Annotated in this window: 15 protein-coding genes; 5 read left to right on the forward strand and 10 right to left on the reverse strand. The window is 68.4% G+C overall.

The genetic code is table 11. The features are described 5' to 3' along the window. Positions 1-33 precede the first annotated feature (33 nt). The 3 genes from AAHB17_RS03500 to nirB are packed head-to-tail and all read right to left on the reverse strand — an operon-like array spanning position 34 to position 5,692. Positions 34-2,817, reverse strand: coding sequence for a nitrate reductase (locus AAHB17_RS03500; protein WP_342129104.1), 2,784 nt, complete (start codon positions 2,815-2,817; stop codon positions 34-36). Positions 2,818-2,822: 5 nt separating this feature from the next. Then, the gene (nirD, locus tag AAHB17_RS03505) at positions 2,823-3,212 is read right to left on the reverse strand and encodes a nitrite reductase small subunit NirD (protein ID WP_342129105.1); all 390 of its coding nucleotides are present in this window, start codon (positions 3,210-3,212) and stop codon (positions 2,823-2,825) included. Next, positions 3,209-5,692: a nitrite reductase large subunit NirB gene (nirB, locus tag AAHB17_RS03510; protein WP_342129107.1), complete on the reverse strand. Its 2,484-nt coding sequence runs from the start codon at positions 5,690-5,692 to the stop codon at positions 3,209-3,211. The genes nirD and nirB overlap by 4 nt, the downstream gene beginning before the upstream one ends. Positions 5,693-6,054: 362 nt before the next feature. Here nirB and AAHB17_RS03515 point away from each other — a divergent pair, with 362 nt between their 5' ends. Together AAHB17_RS03515 and AAHB17_RS03520 are read left to right on the forward strand one after the other, a co-directional pair. Beyond that, positions 6,055-7,368 (forward strand): type IV pili methyl-accepting chemotaxis transducer N-terminal domain-containing protein, encoded by a 1,314-nt coding sequence (locus AAHB17_RS03515; protein ID WP_342129108.1) that lies wholly within the window; start codon positions 6,055-6,057, stop codon positions 7,366-7,368. Positions 7,369-7,585: 217 nt separating this feature from the next. Next, positions 7,586-9,334: a bifunctional protein-serine/threonine kinase/phosphatase gene (locus AAHB17_RS03520; RefSeq protein ID WP_342129109.1), complete on the forward strand. Its 1,749-nt coding sequence runs from the start codon at positions 7,586-7,588 to the stop codon at positions 9,332-9,334. Positions 9,335-9,368: 34 nt separating this feature from the next. Here the strand turns inward: AAHB17_RS03520 and AAHB17_RS03525 are convergent, their stop codons facing one another. From AAHB17_RS03525 to AAHB17_RS03555, 7 genes are all read right to left on the reverse strand, one after another. After that, positions 9,369-10,514 (reverse strand): alpha/beta fold hydrolase, encoded by a 1,146-nt coding sequence (locus AAHB17_RS03525; protein WP_342129110.1) that lies wholly within the window; start codon positions 10,512-10,514, stop codon positions 9,369-9,371. A gap of 144 nt (positions 10,515-10,658) precedes the next feature. After that, positions 10,659-10,985 carry a plasmid stabilization protein gene (locus AAHB17_RS03530; protein WP_342129111.1) on the reverse strand — a complete coding sequence of 109 codons (327 nt, stop codon included), beginning with the start codon at positions 10,983-10,985 and terminating at the stop codon, positions 10,659-10,661. Between the two features lie 269 nt (positions 10,986-11,254). Continuing rightward, the gene (locus tag AAHB17_RS03535) at positions 11,255-12,469 is read right to left on the reverse strand and encodes an MFS transporter (protein ID WP_342129112.1); all 1,215 of its coding nucleotides are present in this window, start codon (positions 12,467-12,469) and stop codon (positions 11,255-11,257) included. 294 nt (positions 12,470-12,763) lie between these two features. Beyond that, positions 12,764-13,576 (reverse strand): ABC transporter ATP-binding protein, encoded by an 813-nt coding sequence (locus AAHB17_RS03540; protein ID WP_342129113.1) that lies wholly within the window; start codon positions 13,574-13,576, stop codon positions 12,764-12,766. Then, positions 13,573-14,499, reverse strand: coding sequence for a nitrate ABC transporter permease (gene ntrB / locus AAHB17_RS03545; RefSeq protein WP_342129114.1), 927 nt, complete (start codon positions 14,497-14,499; stop codon positions 13,573-13,575). Before ntrB ends, AAHB17_RS03540 begins: the two co-directional genes overlap by 4 nt. A gap of 11 nt (positions 14,500-14,510) precedes the next feature. Beyond that, positions 14,511-15,791, reverse strand: a complete 1,281-nt coding sequence (locus AAHB17_RS03550) for a CmpA/NrtA family ABC transporter substrate-binding protein (protein ID WP_342129115.1) — start codon at positions 15,789-15,791, stop codon at positions 14,511-14,513. Between the two features lie 319 nt (positions 15,792-16,110). Further along, complete coding sequence (locus tag AAHB17_RS03555) at positions 16,111-17,376, reverse strand: nitrate- and nitrite sensing domain-containing protein (protein WP_342129116.1); 1,266 nt, start codon at positions 17,374-17,376, stop codon at positions 16,111-16,113. Positions 17,377-17,453: 77 nt separating this feature from the next. Between AAHB17_RS03555 and tsaD the strand changes: the two genes are divergently transcribed. The 3 genes from tsaD (at position 17,454) to rpsO (ending at position 20,119) form a co-directional block, all read left to right on the forward strand. Beyond that, entirely contained in the window at positions 17,454-18,545 is a 1,092-nt protein-coding gene (gene tsaD, locus AAHB17_RS03560; protein WP_342129117.1) for a tRNA (adenosine(37)-N6)-threonylcarbamoyltransferase complex transferase subunit TsaD, read from the forward strand. 18 nt (positions 18,546-18,563) lie between these two features. Continuing rightward, positions 18,564-19,733: a pyridoxal phosphate-dependent aminotransferase gene (locus AAHB17_RS03565; RefSeq protein WP_342129118.1), complete on the forward strand. Its 1,170-nt coding sequence runs from the start codon at positions 18,564-18,566 to the stop codon at positions 19,731-19,733. Between the two features lie 119 nt (positions 19,734-19,852). Next, positions 19,853-20,119 (forward strand): 30S ribosomal protein S15, encoded by a 267-nt coding sequence (gene rpsO, locus AAHB17_RS03570; protein WP_342129119.1) that lies wholly within the window; start codon positions 19,853-19,855, stop codon positions 20,117-20,119. Positions 20,120-20,213 lie beyond the last annotated feature (94 nt).

Consider the following 20,213-nt stretch of genomic DNA (forward strand, 5'->3'; position numbering starts at 1 on the left):
GCTTGATGACTTCGGGTTATATGCCGTGCGAAATCAGTGGGCTTGCAGCTGGGGCGTGGCGCGCACAAGGCGGCGCAGTTCGGGCACGCAGGAGCCGCAGTTGGTGCCACATTTCAGGCTGCCCTGCAGCGCGGCCAGGCGCTCGTCCTCGCTGCCTTCGCACGCCGACAGGCGTTCGGTGATCGCGGGCTCGGTGACGTTGAAGCAGGTGCAGACCTGGCGGCCCTTGGCCACCACGGCCACGGGGGCCTTGGCGCCGGGCATCAGCAGCAGGCGGCCATAGCCGCCGGCGGGCAGCTGGTCCTGCAGCAACGGCAGGATCCAGGCCTCCGCGCGGCTGTCGCCCGCCAGCACGAAAGCTTCCAGCGTGGTGGCCTCGCCCTGGCGCACCAGGCGGGCGGTGCGGCGCTGGCCCAGGCGGCGGTCGTTGTAGCGCAGGGCATCGGGCGTGGCCAGGCCCAGCAGCTGTTCGATCTGGTCGATCAGCGCGGTGTCGGGTGCGTCGTGCGCGGCGGCTCGCAGCAGCACGCCGGTGCGCTCGCGCCCGAAGGGCACGCAGGACGCGAACTCGAAGGCCGGCATGAGCCGGCGCAGCGCGGCCAGCGTGGCCAAGGCCTGGTCGTCGGGCAGCCAGGCCACGGCCAGCAGGGTCCAGGGCAGTTCGGCCTTGAGCACCTTGACCGCCGCGTGCTTGAGCTCGGGCTGCTTGGAGCTGGGGCAATAGGCCGAGGTGGTGATGGCGTTGACGCCGGCCAGCGGCTCGCCGATGCTGCTGCGCCCACTCAGGTACTCGGGTCCCCAGTGCATGGCGATGAAGGCCTGCGACAGGCCGGTGCCGGCGTCGCCCTGGGCGGGCAGCACGATGGAGCCGCGTTTGCTGGTGACGTGGACCAGGTCGCCGTCTTTCAGGCCGCGGCGCTCCATGTCCTGCGGGTTGAGCTGCACCGACGGTTCGGCCACGTGGCCGAACAGCCGGCCCAGCGTCCCGGTGCGCGTCATGCCGTGCCACTGGTCGCGCAGTCGGCCGGTGGTCAGCGAGAAGGGGAAACGCGATTCGCGCGGCTCGGCCAGCGCGCGCCAGGGCAGGGCGGCGAAGCGGGCCCGGCCATCGGCGGTGGGAAAGATGCCGTTCTCATACAGACGCACGCGGCCGTGGGCGCTGCCCTCGGGCAGGGGCCACTGTTGCGGGCCGCGCTGTTCGAGGGTGGCGTAGCTCAGGCCGGTGATGTCGAGGTCGCGCCCGCGCGTGCTTTCGCGGTGTTCCAGCCAGATGCTTTCGGGCGTGGGGTAGTTGAACAGGCTGGGCTGGCCCGGGCGCAGGCGCGCTTCCAGCCGTTGCGCCACGTCCACGGCGATAAGCCAGTCGTGCCGCGCCACGCCCGCAGCGGGCACGGCGGCGCGCACGCGGCTGATGCGGCGCTCGCTGTTGGTGACCGTGCCTTCCTTCTCGCCCCAGGTGGTGGCGGGCAGCAGCAGGTCGGCGAAGTCGCAGGTGCTCGCGCTGGCAAAGGCTTCCTGCACGATCACGAATTCGGCGCGCTGCAGCGCGCGCCGCACGGTGGCCTGGTCGGGCATCGATTGCGCCGGGTTGGTGCAGGCGATCCACAGCGCCTTGATCTCGCCATCGGCCGCGGCCTGGAACATCTCCACCGCCGTCTTGCCCGGTTTGTCGGGCACGTTGATGCCCATACGATCCAGGCCCCACAGTGCTTCCACCTCGGCGCGGTGCGCGGGGTTGGCGAGGTCGCGGTGCGCGCTCAGCAGGTTGGCCAGGCCGCCCACCTCGCGTCCGCCCATGGCGTTGGGCTGGCCGGTCAGGCTGAAGGGGCCGGCGCCGGGCTTGCCGATCTGGCCGGTGGCCAGGTGCAGGTTGATCAGGGTCGCGTTCTTGGCCGTGCCGCTGCTGCTCTGGTTCAGGCCCTGGCAGTAAAGGCTGAGCGTGGCGGTCGAGGTCGCGAACCACCTGGCGGCGGTGAACAGGTCTTCCTTCCTGAGCCCGCAGGCCTCGGCCACCGATTCGGGCGTGTGCTCGCGCACCAGGGCCTTGAGCTCGTCGAAACCGCTGGTGTGCGCGGCGATGTAGCTGGCATCGATCCAGCCTTCCCACAGCATGATGTGCAGCAGGCCGTGGAACAGCATCACGTCGCTGCCGGGCAGCAGGGGCAGGAAAAGGTCGGCGAGCTCGGCCGTGTCGGTGCGGCGCGGATCAGCCACGATCACCTTCATGGCCGGGTTGGCGCGTTTGGCTTCCTCGATGCGGCGGAACAGGATGGGGTGGGCGTAGGCCGCGTTGCTGCCGACGATGAACAGGCACTGGGCGTGGTTGACGTCGTCGTAGCAGGCCGGGGGCGCATCCGCACCCAGCGTGAGCTTGTAGCCGGCCACGGCGCTGCTCATGCACAGGCGGGAGTTGGTGTCGACGTTGTTGGTGCCCAGCAGGCCCTTGGCCAGCTTGTTGAAGACGTAGTAGTCCTCGGTCAGCAGCTGGCCGCTGAGGTACAGGCCCACGGCGTCGGGGCCGTGGGCTTGCACGACGCCGCCGATGCGCTCGCTGGCCAGGTCCAGGGCCGCGTCCCAGCTGAGGGGGGTGGTGGCGCCGCCGCGTTCGAGCCGGCGCAGCGGCTGCAGCAGGCGGGTCTGGCGCGTCACCTGGGGCGTGGCCGTCAGGTGCAGCGTGCTGCCCTTGGTGCAGAGCTTGCCGAAGTTGGCCGGGTGGTCCGGGTCGCCGCGCACACCGGTGATCTGCGCGCCATCGGACTCGATGATCACACCACAGCCAACGCCGCAGTAAGGACAGGTGGAGCGCGTTTCGGTCATGGTGCTCAGGCCGGGATGGACCTGCGTGCAGGGCCGGCGATGGGACGGGCGAGATCGGTGGCTTGTGTCGCGAGTTCGTTCGCGTCCAGGAACACCTGGCCATCTTCCACCTTGAGGCTGAATTTGGGCGTGCAGCCTTCGTCGGGCGCGGCCGCCTGGCCGGTGCACAGGCCAATGGTCCAGTTGTGCAGCGGGCAGGCCACGCTGGTGCCGAAGACGATGCCCTGGCTCAGCGGGCCGCCCTTGTGCGGGCAGCGGTCCAGCAGGGCGAAGACCTCGTCCTTGTCGTTGCGGAAGATGGCCACGTCCAGGCCCTGGGCGCGCGCCACGCGGCGCGAGCCCAGCACCGGGATGTCCTCGACGCGGCAGATGGGGGTCCAGTTCGTTTGGCTCATGCGGCGCTCCCTTCGGTCAGCACGGGTTTGATCGGAATGAATTGGCGGGTGTCGACGGCGGCTTCCTTGAAGTCGAACCAGGGGTCGGGTTCGCCGTCGAGCGCGAACTGCAGCTGTTCCCACAGCGCCTTGCGGCCTTCGGCGTCGTCCAGGATCTTCTTCTTGACGTAGTCCAGGCCCACGCGGTTGATGTAATGCACGGTCCGTTCCAGGTACCAGCCTTCCAGTCGGTAGAGCTGCATGAAGGCGCCGGTGTACTCCATCACCTCCTCGGCGGTCTTGAGCTTGGCGAAGAAGTGCGCGACCTCGGTCTTGATGCCGCCGTTGCCGCCCACGTACATTTCCCAGCCCGAGTCGACGCCGATGATGCCCACGTCCTTGATGCCGGCCTCGGCGCAGTTGCGCGGGCAGCCCGAGACGGCGAACTTCACCTTGTGCGGCGCGTACATGCGCCACATGGCCTTTTCCAGGTCCTTGCCCATCTGGGTGCTGTCCTGGGTGCCCATGCGGCACCATTCGGAGCCCACGCAGGTCTTGACCGTGCGCAGCGCCTTGGCGTAGGCGTGGCCGCTGGGCATGCCGATGTCCTTCCAGACATTGACCAGGTCTTCCTTCTTCACGCCCAGCAGGTCGATGCGCTGGCCGCCGGTGACCTTGACGGTGGGAATCTTGTACTTGTCCACCGCGTCGGCGATGCGGCGCAGCTCGTCCGCTGTGGTCTCGCCGCCCCACATGCGCGGGATCACGCTGTAGGTGCCGTCCTTCTGGATGTTGGCGTGGGCGCGTTCGTTGATGAAGCGGCTCTGCGGATCGTCCTTGGCCTCCTTGGGCCAGGTGCTGATCAGGTAGTAGTTGACGGCCGGGCGGCAGCTGGAGCAGCCGTTGGGCGTCTTCCAGCCGAGGTGGGCGAAGACCTGTGCCGAGGTCAGCAGCTTGCTGCCGTCGGGCAGGGGCTTGGCGATGGCCTCGCGCACCGCCGCGTGGCCGTGGTCGGTGCAGCTGCACATGGCCTTGAGCTTGGGCGTGGCGGAGTAGTCGCCGCCAGCGGTGAACATCAGGATCTGCTCGACCAGGCCGGTGCACGAACCACAGGAGGCGCTGGCCTTGGTGTGCTTGCGCACCTCTTCCAGCGTGAAGAGGCCCTTGTCCTTGATGGCCTTGCAGATCGCGCCCTTCTTGACGCCGTTGCAGCCGCAGACCTCGGCCTCGTCGGGCATGGTGGCGGCCTTGTTGTGGCCTTCGTGGCCGACATCGCCGATGTTGGACTCGCCGAACATCAGCTTGTCGCGGATGTCGGCCACGCTGCGGCCTTCGCGCAGCAGCTTGAAGTACCAGCTGCCGTCCACCGTGTCGCCGTACAGACAGGCGCCGATCAGCTTGTCGCCCTGGATCACCAGCTTCTTGTAGACGCCGCCCGAGGGATCGCTCATCACGATCTCTTCGGAGTCGGGGCTGCCCATGAAGTTGCCGGCCGAGAACAGGTCGATGCCGGTGACCTTGAGCTTGGTGGATGTGAGCGAGCCGGTGTAGCGGCCGATGCCGAACTCCGCCAGGTGCGTGGCCAGCACCTTGCCCTGCTCGAACAGCGGGGCCACCAGGCCGTAGGCGATGCCGCGGTGCGCCGCGCACTCGCCCACCGCATAGATGCGCGGATCGGTCACGGTCTGCATGGTGTCGCTGACCACGATGCCCTTGTTCACATGCAGGCGCATGCTTTCGGCCAGCGCGGTGTTGGGGCGTATGCCCACGGCCATCACCAGCAGGTCGGCCGGCACCTCGCTGCCGTCCTTGAAGCGGATGGCCTTGACGCGGCCATCCTCGCCGCCCACCAGTTCCTGTGTCTGCGCGCCGATCAGGAACTTCATGCCGCGCTCTTCCAGCGACTTCTGCAGCAGCTTGCCGGCCACGTCGTCGAGCTGGCGCTCCATCAGCCAGGGCGCGACGTGCACCACGCTCACGCTCATGCCGCGTTTCATCAGGCCGTTGGCCGCTTCCAGGCCCAGCAGCCCGCCGCCGATGACGACCGCATGCTTGTAGGTGGCAGCGGCGTCGATCATGGCCTGGGTGTCGGCGATGTCGCGGTAGGCCAGCACGCCCTTGAGGTCCTTGCCGGGGATGGGCAGGATGAAGGGGTTGGAACCGGTGGCCATGATGAGGCGGTCGTACTCGGCCGAGACCTTCTCGCCGGCCTCGTTCACCGCGTGCACCACGCGCTTGACGCGGTCGACCTCGGTCACCTTGTAGCCGGCGTGCAGGGTGACGCCGTTGTCGGTGTACCAGGACCAGTCGTTGAGGACGATCTCCTCCAGCGTCTGCTCGCCTGCCAGCACCGGCGACAGCAGGATGCGGTTGTAGTTGGGGTGGGGCTCGGCGCCGAAGACCGTGATCTCGTAGAGCTCGGGAGCGATCTTGATCAGCTCCTCCAGCGTGCGCACACCGGCCATGCCGTTGCCCACCATCACCAGTTTTGATTTCTTCATCGCGGCTACTCCTGTCAGTGATTCGCTTGAATAGGGAAAAGACGTTGCGTTGCGGAACGGGCCGTGCAGGGGCGCATGGCCTGGTCACCAGGGATACAAGTCGGGTATGTATGCAGCCCGGCCGAGTGGCCGGGTAGGGGTCGCCGCAAGGCTTGCCCTGGTCGTCGCTTGCGCACGTCGTTGTGCACACAAACCCCGTCGCTGCGGTCGGGGCGGGACGCTTCGTCACGTCTGGTCTGGGTTATGCAAGAGGTGTGCCATATCATCGGACCCCTGCCGCCCCCGACCGACGGGCGGGCCCGCCGATGCCGGCCGGGCGGTCCGCCCAGCGGACCGTTTTCACTCTGAAAGCCTTGATTTCCATGACCTCAGTGCTGGTTTTTCACCATGGTCCCCGCGCCACCCTGCCGCTGGTGGCCGATCTGGAGGCGGCAGGCTTTCAGGTGCTCGGGCATGTCGACGATTGCAGCAAACTGGTGCAAGGCGTTGTGCGGCATGCACCAGATCTGTTGATGGGCGAGGCCAACCTGCCGGGCGATGCCCTGTTCAGCGCCACCCGCGCCGTGGCCGACACCGCGCCCCGGCCGGTGATCGTGTTCACCACCGACTCCGACGCCGGGCGCATCGCGCAGGCCACCGCCTCGGGCATACAGGCCTACGTGGTCCACGGCTACGGCGCGCAGCGCCTGCGCCCGCTGGTGCACCTGGCGACGGCCCGCTTCGAGCAGGAATCGGCCCTGCGCGCGCAGCTCAACGACGTCACCCAACGCCTGGAGGAGCGCAAGATGGTCGAGCGGGCCAAGGGCATCCTCATGAGCGCGCGCCAGGTCAGCGACGACGAGGCCTTCCAGATCCTGCGCACCGCGTCCATGCACACCAACCAGCGCCTGAGCCAGGTCTCGCAGCACATCATCCATTCGGCGCACTTCGCCGATTCGGTCAACCGGGCCGGGCAGTTGCGCATGCTGTCGCAGCGCCTGCTCAAGCTGCATCTGTTGCGCTGCGCCGGCGTCTTGCCCGGCCCCTCCAGCCAGCGTTTCGACGATTCGGTCCAGCGCATCGACGCCAACCTTGCCCTGCTGGGCAAGGGCCTGTCGGCCGCGACCTTCGGAGACCTGCTGGCCCAGGTGCTCGCGACCTGGAAACAGCTGAAGGCCGTGCTGCAGGCCGCGCCCGCGCCCGGCCAGGTGCGCGAGGCCGATGGCCTGGCCGAACGCCTGCTGCAGGATGCCGAGCGCCTGACCGCCAGCCTGGAGAGCGCCGGCTCGGTGGCGCCGCTGCAGGTGCTCAACATGGCCGGTCGCCAGCGCATGCTCTCGCAACGCTTCGCCAAGCTGGCGCTGATGGACCTGCTGGACACCGACACCGGGGCCAGCGCCGACGAACAGGCCACGCGCGAGGCCGCCACCACCGCCGCGCAGCGCGACTTCGAGCAGGGACTGGCCTACCTGAACCGCATTCCCCTGTCCACGCCCGACATCCGCCAGGCGCTGGAGGCCGCCACGCAGGACTGGCAACAGATGCTGGCCGCCGCGCCCAAGGGTGGCCGGCGCCCGGCCGGCCGCGACCGCCTGGCCCGCCTGGACACCATTGCCACGGCCAGCGAGAGCCTGCTCGAATGTTTCGAGCAGCTGTCGGCCAAGTACGAGCACAGCATGCAGATGCTGATGGGCTAGGCTGGCATGGCGTTCCCCAGGCTCCGCCGCTGCGCGGGTCGCTGCCCCCCGAGGGGGCGGTTTCGCCTTGGGACGGTCCGGCGGCGAATCGGGATACCCCACGCTCCGCCGCTGCGCGGGTCGCTGCCCCCGAGGGGGTGGTTTCGCCTTGGGACGGTCCGGCGGCGAATCGGGGGCGTGCACCAAACCTGGGCATTCTTCTTGCTTATGGTGGTGCATGGCTTTTGACATCGACATCGGTTTCGTCTCACAGACCGGGCGCAAGGACAGCAACGAGGATTTTTGTGCCGCGATGCTGCCGACCGAAGGGCAGGCGGACATGGGCTCCATCGTGGCCATTGCCGATGGCGTGAGCGCGGGGGGCATGGGCCGCGAGGCGGCGCAGACCACGGTGACCAGCCTGGTGCGTGACTACTACGGCACGCCCGAAACCTGGGACACCACCGTCGCGCTCGATCGCATCATTGGTGCACAGAACACCTGGCTGGCCGGCATCAACCGTCGGCGCCAGCCGGTGATGGGCCTGACCACACTCACCGCTCTGGTGCTGCGTGGCCAGTCCTACACGCTGGCGCACGTGGGCGACTCGCGTTGCTACCTGCTGCGCGATGGCCAGACGCAACTGCTGACACACGACCACGTGGTCAACCACCCCGATCTCAAGCACCAACTGCTGCGCGCGGTGGGGGCCGAGGATCACCTGGTGGTCGACTATGTGCAGGGCGAACTGCAGGTGGGCGACACCTTCGTGATGCTGACCGATGGCGTGCACGGCAAGGTGCCCGAGCGCAAGCTGGCCGAATGCGCCGGCCAGCCCAGCGCCCAGGCCGCCAGCGAGGGCCTGGTGGAAACCGCACTGGCCGCTGGCAGCGACGACAACGCCACCGCCATGGTGGTGCGGGTGCTCGGCTTGCTGGACCCCAACCTGCAGGACGCCGGCCGCGACGCCCTGGCGCTGCCGGTGCCGCCGCGCCTGAAGCTGGGCGAGGCCATCGACGGCTTGCTGGTCACCGCCACCGTGGCCGACAACGGCGTCAACCTGCTCTACCAGGTGCGCGACCCTGCCTCACAACAGCTGTACGCGCTCAAGACCCTGCACCCCGGGCGCGCCCACGACCAGGATGAACGCGCCATGCTGGCGCACGAGGCCTGGCTGGCCAAGCGCATGCGTTCGTCGCAGGTGGCGGAGCACCTGGTCCACATCCACGACAGCCTGCCCAACCGCCAGCCGCGCAGCGCCTACTACCTGCTCTACGACTGGCATGGCGGCGAGACCCTGCAGCAGATGCTGGATCGCCAGCAGCGTTTCGGCCCGGTGCAGGCCGTGGGCACCGCCATGCAGGCGTTGCGCGTGCTGGGCCGACTGCACCGCCAGGGCGTGATCCACCGCGACATCAAGCCCGCCAACCTGCACCAGGGTGACGACGGCGTGCTGCGGGTGCTGGACCTGGGCGTGGCGCTGACCGGTCGCGAACCCGAGAGCATGCGCCGCCTGCACGCCGGTACGCCCAGCTACGTGAACCCCGAGCAATGGGGCTACAACAGCCGCGTGCCGGCGGGCGGCGAAGCCGACAAACAGCTGCCCAACGCGCAGAGCGACCTGTTCGCGCTCGGCGTCACGCTGTACCAGTTGCTCACCGGCAAGCTGCCGTATGGCGAGGTGCTGCCCTACCAGGTGGGCCGCTACTACCGCGACCCGACACCGCCGAGCCGGCACAACCCGGAGGTGCCGATCTGGCTGGACCACGTGGTGCTCAAGGCCGTGGCGCGCGACGAGATTCTGCGCTTCGAGACGGCCGAGGAATTCCTGCTCGCGCTGGAGCGTGGCGCGTCGCGCCCGCTGACCATGCCGCCGGCGTCGGCCCTGCTGGACCGCGATCCCACCATGCGCTGGAAGCTGATGCTGGCCCTGAGCCTGCTGTTGAACCTGATGCTGGTGTACTGGCTGCTGTTCCTGCCTCGGTGAGGGGGCTGCCTGCCATGGCGGCGGCCACGCCGGTTCACCCCCGAAGGAAGGCCAGAAGCGCATCGTTGAACGCGGGCGCATGCGACAGGTTCAGCCCGTGTGGCGCGCCGTCCACCGTCACCAGTTGGCTGTGTCCCACGGCGCGGTGGGTGCGCAGGCCCGAGATTTCGATCGGCACGATCGCATCGGCCGTGCCGTGGACCACCAGCGTGGGCACGGTCACCCGCCGCAGGTCCGCGCGGAAATCGGTCGTGCTGAACGCGTCCATGCATGCCAGTGCCGCGTGTGGCGCCGACTGGTGGCACAGGGCGATGGCATCCGTGCGCTGCGACTCGGTGACCAGCAGTGTGTCCTTGGCCGAGAAGAAGTCCCGGGTGAACTGCTCAAAAAACGTGCCACGGTCCAGCTCGAGTGCCTGTCTCTTCTGCTGCACCTTCTCGGGCGTGAGTGGCCCCTCGGGGTTGTCAGCCGTTTTCCTCAGGTAGGGCGGCACGGCCGCGGCAAACACCACGCTGTGCAGGCGCGACTCGCCGTGCCGGGCCACGTAGCGCGCCACTTCTCCGCCGCCCATTGAAAAACCCACCAGCGTCACATCCTGCAGCCCGCAACGGTTCATGACCTGCTGCAGGTCATCGGCCAGTGTGTCGTAGCCGTAGCCCGACGCGGGTTTGTCGGAGCGGCCGAAGCCCCTTCGGTCGTACGCGACCACGCGGTAGCCGGCGGCGCGCAGCGCCGACACCTGCGGCTCCCAGGCCTGTGCCGACAGTGGCCAGCCATGGATCAACACCAGCGGCCGGCCGCCGCCACCGCTGTCCTCGATGTGCAGCCGCACGTTGGCCATGGACGCCGTGTTGGTGTCATGCGAATCCGCCGCATCCACCATCGTGCCAGCGGCGGCTCCCCCGAGCGCGCCGGCGACGGCGCCCAGTGCGGCACCCACCACCCCCCCCGCAGGGCCGGCCACCATGACGCCGAGGGCGGCTCCCGTGGCCGTGCCGGCCACCACACCGCCGCCCATCAGCACCGAGTTCGCCTCGCGCGCGGCTTCCTGGGGCGCCAGCGCATGTTGGGCGGCGGGGTCCGGGTCCTGCGACGGAATGCCGTGGCCGGGAAGGGCTTGTTCGGCAAGGTCTTCATCGGCGCCCGTGGTGCGGGTGGGCAAGGTGGCGATGGGGCTCATGTGTCTCTCCTGAGTGTGTTGACGACGGAACGACCACGAGGCTGGTGCCGTGACCGGTGTGTGACCTTATGCCCGCGCCAGCGCGCCTGTCCGTGCGGCAGCGGACGGTCGCCGCGCCATGTGTGGCCTTGTCGCCGTGACGGCTTACCGGGTCAAGGCCGCTTCGAGCTGCGCCTTGTTCATCTTCGAGCGCCCCTTCACGCCGCGTTGCCGGGCCTCATCGCGAAGCTGGAGCAGCGTTCGGCCACCCGGACCTTGATGCGAACGCTGGCCACCGCGCCGGCCCGATGGCATGTCGTTGAGCGACGAGGCGCTGGCCGTTGCGGACTCGCCGTGTTGTGCCCGCGCCTTGTTGACCACACGCGCTGCGATCTCCTCGGCCACGGGCTCGGGCCTGCCCCGCTCGAGCAGGCTGTCCTTGATGTGCACGTATTGGCGCTTGCGTTGGGCGCTCCAGGCGTTTGGTGGCATGACGGGTCCTCGCAGGCCAGGGCGCAGCCGGCGGCGCTCGGCGAGCGCCGTGTATGCACGCGGAAGCGGATGGTCGCCGTCCCGGGTTGCCGTGTCTGTTCTTCAGCACACAGAGCCGACGGATCGGCCTGTCCGGGGCCACGGGGGGTGGCAGGGGCGCCGGCTGCGATCCCCCACCGGCTGCGCAGTTCACGCGCTGCGCGCGCGGCCTCCCTTTTTGTGTCTCAGAAAGTGGGGCCAGGTGCTGGCGCACCTGTCTGCTGCGCAGATCACGCGCTGCGCGCGCGGCCTCCCTTTTCTGCCCAGGTGCGGGTCCAGCGCACTTGCATCTTGCGCATCACGGCCAGCATCAGCAGCGAGAAGATGGCCATGGCGACGAAGCCGGGCAGGAAGCTGTCGGTGTGCTGCTTGGCCTGACCCATCATGGCGGGCACCAGGCCGCCGCCCAGGGCGCCGATTTCACCGATCATGGAGCCGGCCACGGCGGTGGACATGGGCCAGCGCAGGGGCACCAGCTGGAACAGCGCGCCGTTGCCCGCGCCCAGGGCGGCGAAGCAGACGATGAGCAGCAGCGTGGTCAACACGATGGAGTGCGCCGACAGGCCAACACCCACCAGCGCGAAGGAGACGACAACGAGCACCACGGTCAGGGTGTTGACGCCGCCCCAGTGGTCGGAAATCCAGCCGCCGAAGATGCGCACCACGGCGCCCATGAGGGCCGCCAGCATGGTCAGCTGGCCGGCTTGCACCTTGCTCACGCCAAACTGGTCGTGGTAGTAGGTGGGCAGGAAGGTGGTGACGCCGATGAAGCCGCCGAAGGTGACGACGTAGATGAGGCTGAACACCCAGCCGTCTTTTTCCAGCAGGCAGGCCAGGTGGTCGCGCAGGCTGGCGTGTTCGTCGCGGTCGGGGGGCTCCTTGGCCATGAAGGCCACCACCAGCATGGGCACCAGGGTGGCGATGGCGGCAAAGCCGTACACCGTCTGCCAGCCAAACTTCAGCGCCAGTGGCGGCGCGGTGAGGGCGGCGATGGCGGTGCCCACGTTGCCCGCGCCCACCAGGCCCATGGCGAGGCCTTTGTACTTGGGCGGATACCAGCCGGCGCCCAGCGACATGGCAACGCCGAAACTGGCGCCGGCCACGCCCAGCAGCAGGGCCAGCTTGAGCATGTCGTCGTAGGTGCTGACGAAGAAGTAGCCAAAGGCCATGGTGAAGCAGATCAGGCTCAGCTCCACCAGGGTGGCCGTCTTGCGACCCACGTACTGCGCCAGCAGGCCCAGCGGGAAACGCATGATGGCGCCGGCCACGATGGGGATGGACAGCAGCAGCCCCTTCTGGGCCGGCGTGAGGTTGAACTGCTCGCTGATGAAGGGCGCCATGGCGCCGTTCATGACCCAGATCACGAACGAGAACGTGAGGTAGAAGAAGGCGGCAAACAGTGTGGGGCTGTGTCCGCTGGCAAGAAAGGAACGGAATCCGGCCATGGTGTGCTCAGGGTGGTGGCTAGGGGGAGGGGCTGCCTGTCCAGCCCGCGCACCGGCGTGGCGGTGGGCGGGGCAGGGTGGGCGTGGATGCGCCGGCCGCGGGGTCGGGCAATACCAGTGGGGTGAGGCCTTCGTCAGCCTCGTGGTGCCACATGCAAACTCCGTGCCTGTACCGCTCGCGGGCCAAGGCCCGGCGTCCGGCCATCTTGCACCAGCATGGTGAAAACGGATCCCGAAGCGCCCATGAAAAAAGGGACGCGCCTCGCGGCGTGCCCCTTTTTGGGTGGTTGGACCTCAGGCCACTTTTTCCACGTGTCCCTGGCGCGTGTAAAGGAAATCGATGACGGCCTTGCGGTACTGCTGGTACTGCGGGTCGTCGGCGAGGGCCACGCGGTTGCGCGGGCGCGGCAGCTCGACGCTGAGGACCTCGCCGATGGTGGCGGCCGGGCCGTTGGTCATCATCACGATCTTGTCGCTCAGCAGCACGGCCTCGTCGACGTCGTGGGTGACCATCACCACCGTGGCCTGGGTCTGGGCGACGATGTCCAGCAGTTCGTCCTGCAGCTTGGCGCGGGTCAGGGCGTCGAGCGCGCCGAAGGGCTCGTCCATGAGCAGCACCTTGGGTTCCATGGACAGGGCACGGGCGATGCCCACGCGCTGCTTCATGCCGCCCGAGATTTCACCGGGGCGCTTCTGCGCGGCCGGCGTCAGGCCGACCAGGGCCAGGGCGGCGTCGGTGCGGGCCTTGAGCTGGGCGCGGTTCTCGGTGGCGCCGAACACGCGCTCGACCGCCAGGTAGATGTTCTCGAAGCAGGTCAGCCAGGGCAGCAACGAGTGGTTCTGGAACACCACCGCGCGCTCGGGGCCGGGGCCGGCGATCTCGCGGTTGGCGCACAGCAGGGTGCCGGCGGTGGGCGTGGTCAGGCCGGCGATCAGGTTGAGCAAGGTGGACTTGCCACAGCCCGAATGGCCGATCAGCGCCACGAATTCGCCCTTGGCGACGTTGAGGTGGATGTCGCGCAGGGCCGGGAACAAACCCTTTTTGGTCTTGAAGGTCTGCTCGACGTTCTGGATCTCGATGTACTTGCTGGTCAGGTTGTCGCTCATGATTTCACTTCCTCGAAGGTGAAGGCGGTGGCCAGTTTGATGAGCGCGAACTCCAGCACCAGACCCACGATGCCGATGACGAAGATCGCGATGATGATGTGCTGGACGTTGAGGTTGTTCCACTCGTCCCAGACCCAGAAGCCGATGCCCACGCCGCCGGTCAGCATCTCGGCCGCCACGATCACCAGCCAGGCCGTGCCCACGGCCAGGCGCACGCCGGTCAACATGTAGGGCAGCACGGCGGGGAAGAGGATCTTGGTCAGGATCTTCCATTCGCTCAGGTTCAGCACGCGGGCCACGTTCATGTAGTCCTGCGGCACGCGCTGCACGCCCACTGCGGTGTTGATGACCATGGGCCAGATGGAGCAGATGAAGATGGTCCAGATGGCGGCCGGGTTGGCGCCCTTGAAGACCAGCAGGCCGATGGGCAGCCAGGCCAGCGGCGAGACAGGGCGCAGCAGGCTGATGAGCGGGTTGAACATGCGCGACAGGAAGCTGAAGCGCCCGATCATGAAACCCACCGGTATGCCGATCGCCGCCGCCATGCCGAAGCCCACGGCCACGCGCTGCAGCGAGGACAAGACGTTCCAGCCGATGCCCTGGTCGTTGGGGCCGTTGCGGTAGAAGGGGTCGCTGAACAGTTTGACGGCGGCCTCCCAGGTGGTGGCCGGCGAGGGGATGCTGCTGCCGGTGGAGACCGACACCAGGGCCCAGATGCCGATCAGCAGGCCGAGGCCGAACAGCGGCGGCAGGACGCGCAGCCACAGGCCGCGCCAGTCGAAGGACGGGCGGCTGGGTGCCGCCGCGACGGGGGCCGTCACGGGGGGGGCCTTGGCGGCGGGCCGCGCGGCGGCCGAGGGCGTGGCGGTGCTGGTGTTCATGGAACTCGCCTCCAGGGGTGAGTGAAAAACGGCGCTGACCATGGCTGTCTCCTTCAGGCTTTCACTTTGAAACTGTCGGCGTACTTGACCGGGTCCTTGCCGTCCCAGGTCACGCCGTCAATGAACTTGTGCGTGCGCAGGTCGCTCTTGGGCAGGCTGACCTTGGCGGCGCTGGCGGCCTGCTTGTAGATGTCGATGCGGTTGATGGACTTGGCCACGTTCAGGTAGTCCGGGTGGTCCTTCATCAGGCCCCAGCGCTTGTGCTGGGTCAGGAACCACATGCCGTCGGACAGGTAGGGGTAGTTCACCGCGCCGTCGTTGAAGAACTTCATGTGGTTGGGGTCGTCCCAGGTCTTGCCCAGGCCGTTCTGGTAGCGGCCCAGGATGCGCTGGTTGATGGCGTCCACGCTGGTGTTCACGTAGGCGCGGTCGGCGATGGTCTCGGCCATCTTCAGCTTGTTCTGCAGGCCGGCATCGATCCATTTGCTGGCCTCCAGGATGGCGGCGGTCACGGCGCGCGCCGTGTTGGGGTTCTTCTGCACGAATTCGGACGTGGTGCCCAGCACCTTTTCGGGGTGGTCCTGCCAGATGTCCTGCGTGGTCACGCCGGTGATGCCGATGCCGTCCATGATGGCGCGGTGGCCCCAGGGCTCGCCCACGCAGTAGCCGTCCATGTTGCCCACGCGCATGTTGGCCACCATCTGCGGCGGCGGCACGGTGATGATCTTGGCGTCCTTCATCGGGTTGACGCCATAGCTGGCCAGCCAGTAGTACAGCCACATGGCGTGGGTGCCGGTGGGGAAGGTCTGGGCGAAGGTGTATTCGCGCTTTTCGCTGCCCATCAGCTTGGCCAGCGAGGCCCCGTCCACCGCGCCCTTGTCGGCGATCTTCTTGCTCAGGGTGATGGCCTGGCCGTTGTGGTTCAGGTTCATCAGCACGGCCATGTCCTTCTTGGGGCCTGCCGTGCCCAGGTGCACGCCGTAGATCAGGCCGTACAGCACGTGGGCCATGTCGAGTTCGCCGTTGACCAGCTTGTCGCGCACGCCGGGCCAGCTGGCCTCCTTGGTGGGGATGATCTTGACGCCGTACTTCTGGTCGATGCCCAGCACCGATGCCATGACCACGCTGGCGCAGTCGGTCAGCGGGATGAAGCCGATCTTGACTTCCTTCTTCTCGGGGGCGTCGGAGCCGGCGGCCCAGGCGCCGTGGTGGCCCAGCGTGCTGAACAGGGCACCGGTGGCCAGTGCGCCCCCGGTCTTGATGAAGTCGCGGCGCGAGGCGGCCGCGGTGGCGGCGCTGGTGCCTGCAACGGGGGGGTTTGCCGGTGTGTCCATGGTCAACTCCTGTAAGCCAATAAAAAAATGCGGTTCCGGAAAGCACAACGGCGTCCATCTTCGGAGTGCGGATGCACTGCGATGACGGACGCCGTTGTCCTGTGTCTGGCTGACTGTTGGCACCCACCGCCCTTGGCGGGTGCCGCACCAAGGACTAAGCAGTTTGTGTGCCAGGTCGGTGTGGCGGGTTGAGGACCGAAGATGGCGCCTGAATGGGCCGGTGCAGAGGGTGCAAGCCACTTGTTGGTGCATCCCGCCGGGGGCAGGCACAGCTCTTGTGCGTTGCAGCATCCGGCGCTCCGCCGGGGTCAGTACACCGTCAGCGTTCGGTCTGTGGCAGGTCCGCCAGGGCCAGCACCGACTCGGCCACGTCCACCAGGCGCCGGTTCTGGTTCATGGCCAGCTGGCGCAGGGTCTTGTGGGCCTCGGCCTCGCTGATCTGGCGTTGCGCCATCAGCAGGCCCTTGGCGCGCTCGACCAGCTTGCGCTCGTTGAGGCTGGCGCGCGTGGTGTCGAGTTCCGCCGACATCGCCTGCAGACGCTTGGCCTGTGCCTGCACCAGGTCCAGCACGGAACGGTCGAGGTGCGAACCCAGCGGGTAGCTGGGCGCTGCCGGCGTGGCGTCCTGGGGTTCGTCGAAATAGGACAGCGACACGGCTTCGTCCGGTGTGCCGGCCACGTGGCTGTGGATGCCGTCGAGCGCGCTCAGCTCGTGTTCGAGGTTGTCGCGCCGGAGTTCGCACAGCGCCCGCAGGTCGGCGCTCAGGTGGTCTTCCACCGCCTTCATCGCGTTCATGCGGTCGGTGCAGATGTCGAACCAGCGCTGGCTGAGTTCGGGATTGAGGGGCCCGCGTTCGCCGGCGGTGCACAGGATGCGGCGCATGCGTTCCAGCGCGGCCTGGGTGCTGGGCACGTCGCAACGCTGCCACAGGGCCACCGCGTCGGGGTGGGCGAACTGGGCAAAAACCTCCAGCGCCCGCTCCTGCGAGTCGATCAGGTAGAGCAGCCGCTGCTGACCGGCGCCGTCGACCTGGCCGCTGGCGAACAGGGCGGAGCCGGTGGCGCGCTCCTGGCCCGCGAACTCCTTGCTCTGCATGAAATTGAACAGGCCCACCAGCAGGCGCGAAATGGCCGGATCGCTGGCGGTGTCCGCCGCCTCGAAGATCACCGCCAGCAGGCCGGCGATCAGGCGTGTGTAGGCGGCCGACGAGCGGGTGGGCGTCCACGCCCCCGACGCCACCTGCTGGCGCAGGGCGGGCAGGGCGGCCAGGCCATGCAGCACGTAGGCGATGCGAGCAAACAGGCGCGCGCCGTGGCCCAGCCGGGCGGCCTCGGTGTCGAGCCGGTCAAAGTGCGCGCACAGCGCGGACTGGGCGGCCCCGGTGTTGGCCACCTGCGCCAGCCGCTCGGCGCCAAAACGCTGGCCAGCCGACGCCAGGTACAGGTTGCTCATGCCACGCTCGCGCTGCAGCTCGTGGACCAGCCCGGCGCTGGCGTCCACCAGGGTGGCGGTCAGCGTCAGCTGCTGCAGCTCGGCGATTTCACAGCGCTTGGCTGCCAGGAGGAAATGGAGGCCTGATTTCATGGTGCGCCCTGGGTGCAGCAATAACCGTGCCCTGTTGCGGTGCATCCGGGGCACACCCGCCGCTTACACTCGGCGCCATGTTGATCCTGGGTATCGAATCGTCCTGCGACGAAACCGGCGTGGCGCTGGTGGACGCCTCCGTGGCCGCCACCGCCGCCGGTGTGCCGCGCCTGCTGGCGCACGCCCTGCACAGCCAGATCGCCATGCACCAGGCCTATGGCGGGGTGGTGCCCGAGCTGGCCAGCCGCGACCACATCCGCCGCGTGCTGCCGCTGAGCACCGAGGTGCTGACGCAGTCCGGCCGCACGCTGGCCGAGGTCGATCTGATCGCCTTCACCCGTGGCCCCGGCCTGGCCGGCGCCCTGCTGGTGGGGGCCGGGGTGGCGGTGGCCATGGGTGCCGCGCTGGGCAAACCGGTGCTGGGCATTCACCACCTGGAGGGGCACCTGCTGTCGCCTTTTCTGAGCGCTGATCCGCCCGAATTTCCCTTCGTGGCCTTGCTGGTGTCGGGTGGTCACACCCAGCTGATGCGGGTGGACGGCGTGGGCCGCTACGAGCTGCTCGGCGAGACCATCGACGACGCCGCCGGCGAGGCCTTCGACAAATCGGCCAAGCTGCTGGGCCTGGGCTACCCGGGCGGGCCGGCCTTGTCGCGCCTGGCGCAGCAGGGTGACGGCACGGCCTTCAAGCTGCCGCGCCCGCTGCAGCACAGCGGCGACCTCGACTTCTCGTTTGCAGGCCTCAAGACGGCGGTGCTGACCACGCTCAAGAAACAGCTGGCCCAGCACGATGTGGCCACGGTGGCCGATCTGCCGCCCCAGGTGGTGGCCGACATCGCGGCGTCCACTCAGACCGCCATCGTCGAGGTGCTGGTCAAGAAGGCGCTGGCGGCGGTGGCCCAGAGCGGCCTCAAGCGCCTGGTGGTGGCCGGTGGTGTGGGCGCCAACAGCCTGCTGCGCCAGCAGCTCAACGCCGGCTGCGCGGCGCGCCGGGTGCGCGTGCATTACCCCGAGCTGGACCTGTGCACCGACAACGGCGCCATGATCGCCCTGGCCGCCGGCATGCGCGCCCAGGCCGGCCTGCTGCCCGCCGCCGAGGCCGGCATGAGCTACCGGTTCGACGTCAAGCCGCGCTGGCCCCTGTCCGAGCTCGCCAGCCAGCCTGTTTGAATAGAAAGCACACCGTTCATGAGAGACATCGTCAGCGCCCTGGAGGGCTCCCGCATCCGCGAGGTGGCCAACGAAGGCCTGGGCCGCGAGGGCGTGCTCAAGTTCTGGTTCGGCGAAAGCGACGAGGTCACGCCGGCCTTCATCCGCGAGGCCGCGATCGCCTCCATCAACGAAGGCGAGACCTTCTACGCCCACAACCTCGGCCTGGTCGAGCTGCGCGAGGCCCTGGCGGCCTACACCGCGCGCCTGCACCCGGCCCAGCCCGCCGCGGCGCTGGCCGAGCGGCTGGCCGTCACCTCTGGTGGCGTCAACGGCCTGATGCTGGCCTGCCAGGCGCTGGTGGACGCGGGCGATGAGGTGGTGGCGGTGACGCCGGTGTGGCCCAACCTGGTGGCGCAGCCGGCCATCATGGGCGCCATCGTGCGGCGCGTGCCGTTGCGCGTGGGCGCGGGCGGCGCCTGGCAATTGGATCTGGAAGAGCTGCTGGCCGCCATCACACCACGCACCCGCCTGCTGGTGGTCAACGCGCCCAACAACCCCAGCGGCTGGACCCTGAGCGCCGACGAGCAGCGCGCCATCCTGGCGCACTGCCGCCGCACCGGCACCTGGATACTGGCCGACGAGGTGTACGAGCGGCTGTATTACGCCCCAACAGCCAACGGCTGCGCGCCGAGTTTTCTGGATCTGGCCGAGCCCGATGACCGGCTGGTGGTCACCCACAGCTTCTCCAAGAGCTTTCTCATGACCGGCTGGCGCCTGGGCTGGCTGGTGATGCCGCCCGGGCTGACCGCGCCCATGGGCAAGCTGATCGAGTTCAACACCTCCTGCGCGCCGGTCTTCGTGCAGCGCGCCGCGCTGCAGGCCCTGGCCCGCGCCGACGAGGTGACCCCCGCCCTGGTGGCTCATCTCAAGACCTGCCGCGACACCCTGGTGCCTGCGCTGCAGGCCCTGCCCGGCATCGAGGTTGCCACGCCGCTGGGCGGCATGTACGCCTTCTTCCGCATCCAGGGCCAGGACGACTGCCTGGACGTGGCCAAGCGCCTGGTGCGCGAGGCCGGCCTGGGCCTGGCGCCGGGCAGCGCCTTCGGGCCGGAAGCCGCCGGCTGGCTGCGCTGGTGCTTCGCCAGCCGCGACACCGGTCGCCTGGTGGAAGGTGTGGATCGACTCCGGCGCTGGCTCGGGCTATAATCACCGGTTGCTGCCCGTTTGGGCGGCATCTTCACGCCTGCTGTGGCGCCGCCGACCGGGATCTGTCCCGGGGCTGCGGACCCGCTGCGACAGGTCGCATGTCACTCTAGGAAATCGAAATGATCGCTCAATCCATCAAGGCCGAAGTCATTGCGGCCAACGCCCGTGGCGCTGCCGACACCGGCAGCCCCGAAGTCCAGGTCGCCATCCTGACCGCTCGCATCAACGAACTGACCCCCCACTTCAAGACCCATGCCAAGGACCACCACGGTCGTCGCGGTCTGCTGCGCATGGTCAGCCGCCGCCGCAAGCTGCTGGACTACCTGAAGTCGCGTGACGCCGACCGTTACGTGGCCCTGATCGCCAAACTGGGCCTGCGCAAGTAATTGCTCTAGCCAAGTGGCCAAAAACGCCTGGGTTGGTTCGCTGGCTCAGGCGTTTTTCGCTTCTTTTCCGCGTTAGTTCATCGGAAACACCACC

Origin of the sequence: Hydrogenophaga sp. OTU3427, from assembly GCF_038440225.1 — a bacterium.
Taxonomy (GTDB): domain Bacteria; phylum Pseudomonadota; class Gammaproteobacteria; order Burkholderiales; family Burkholderiaceae_C; genus Hydrogenophaga.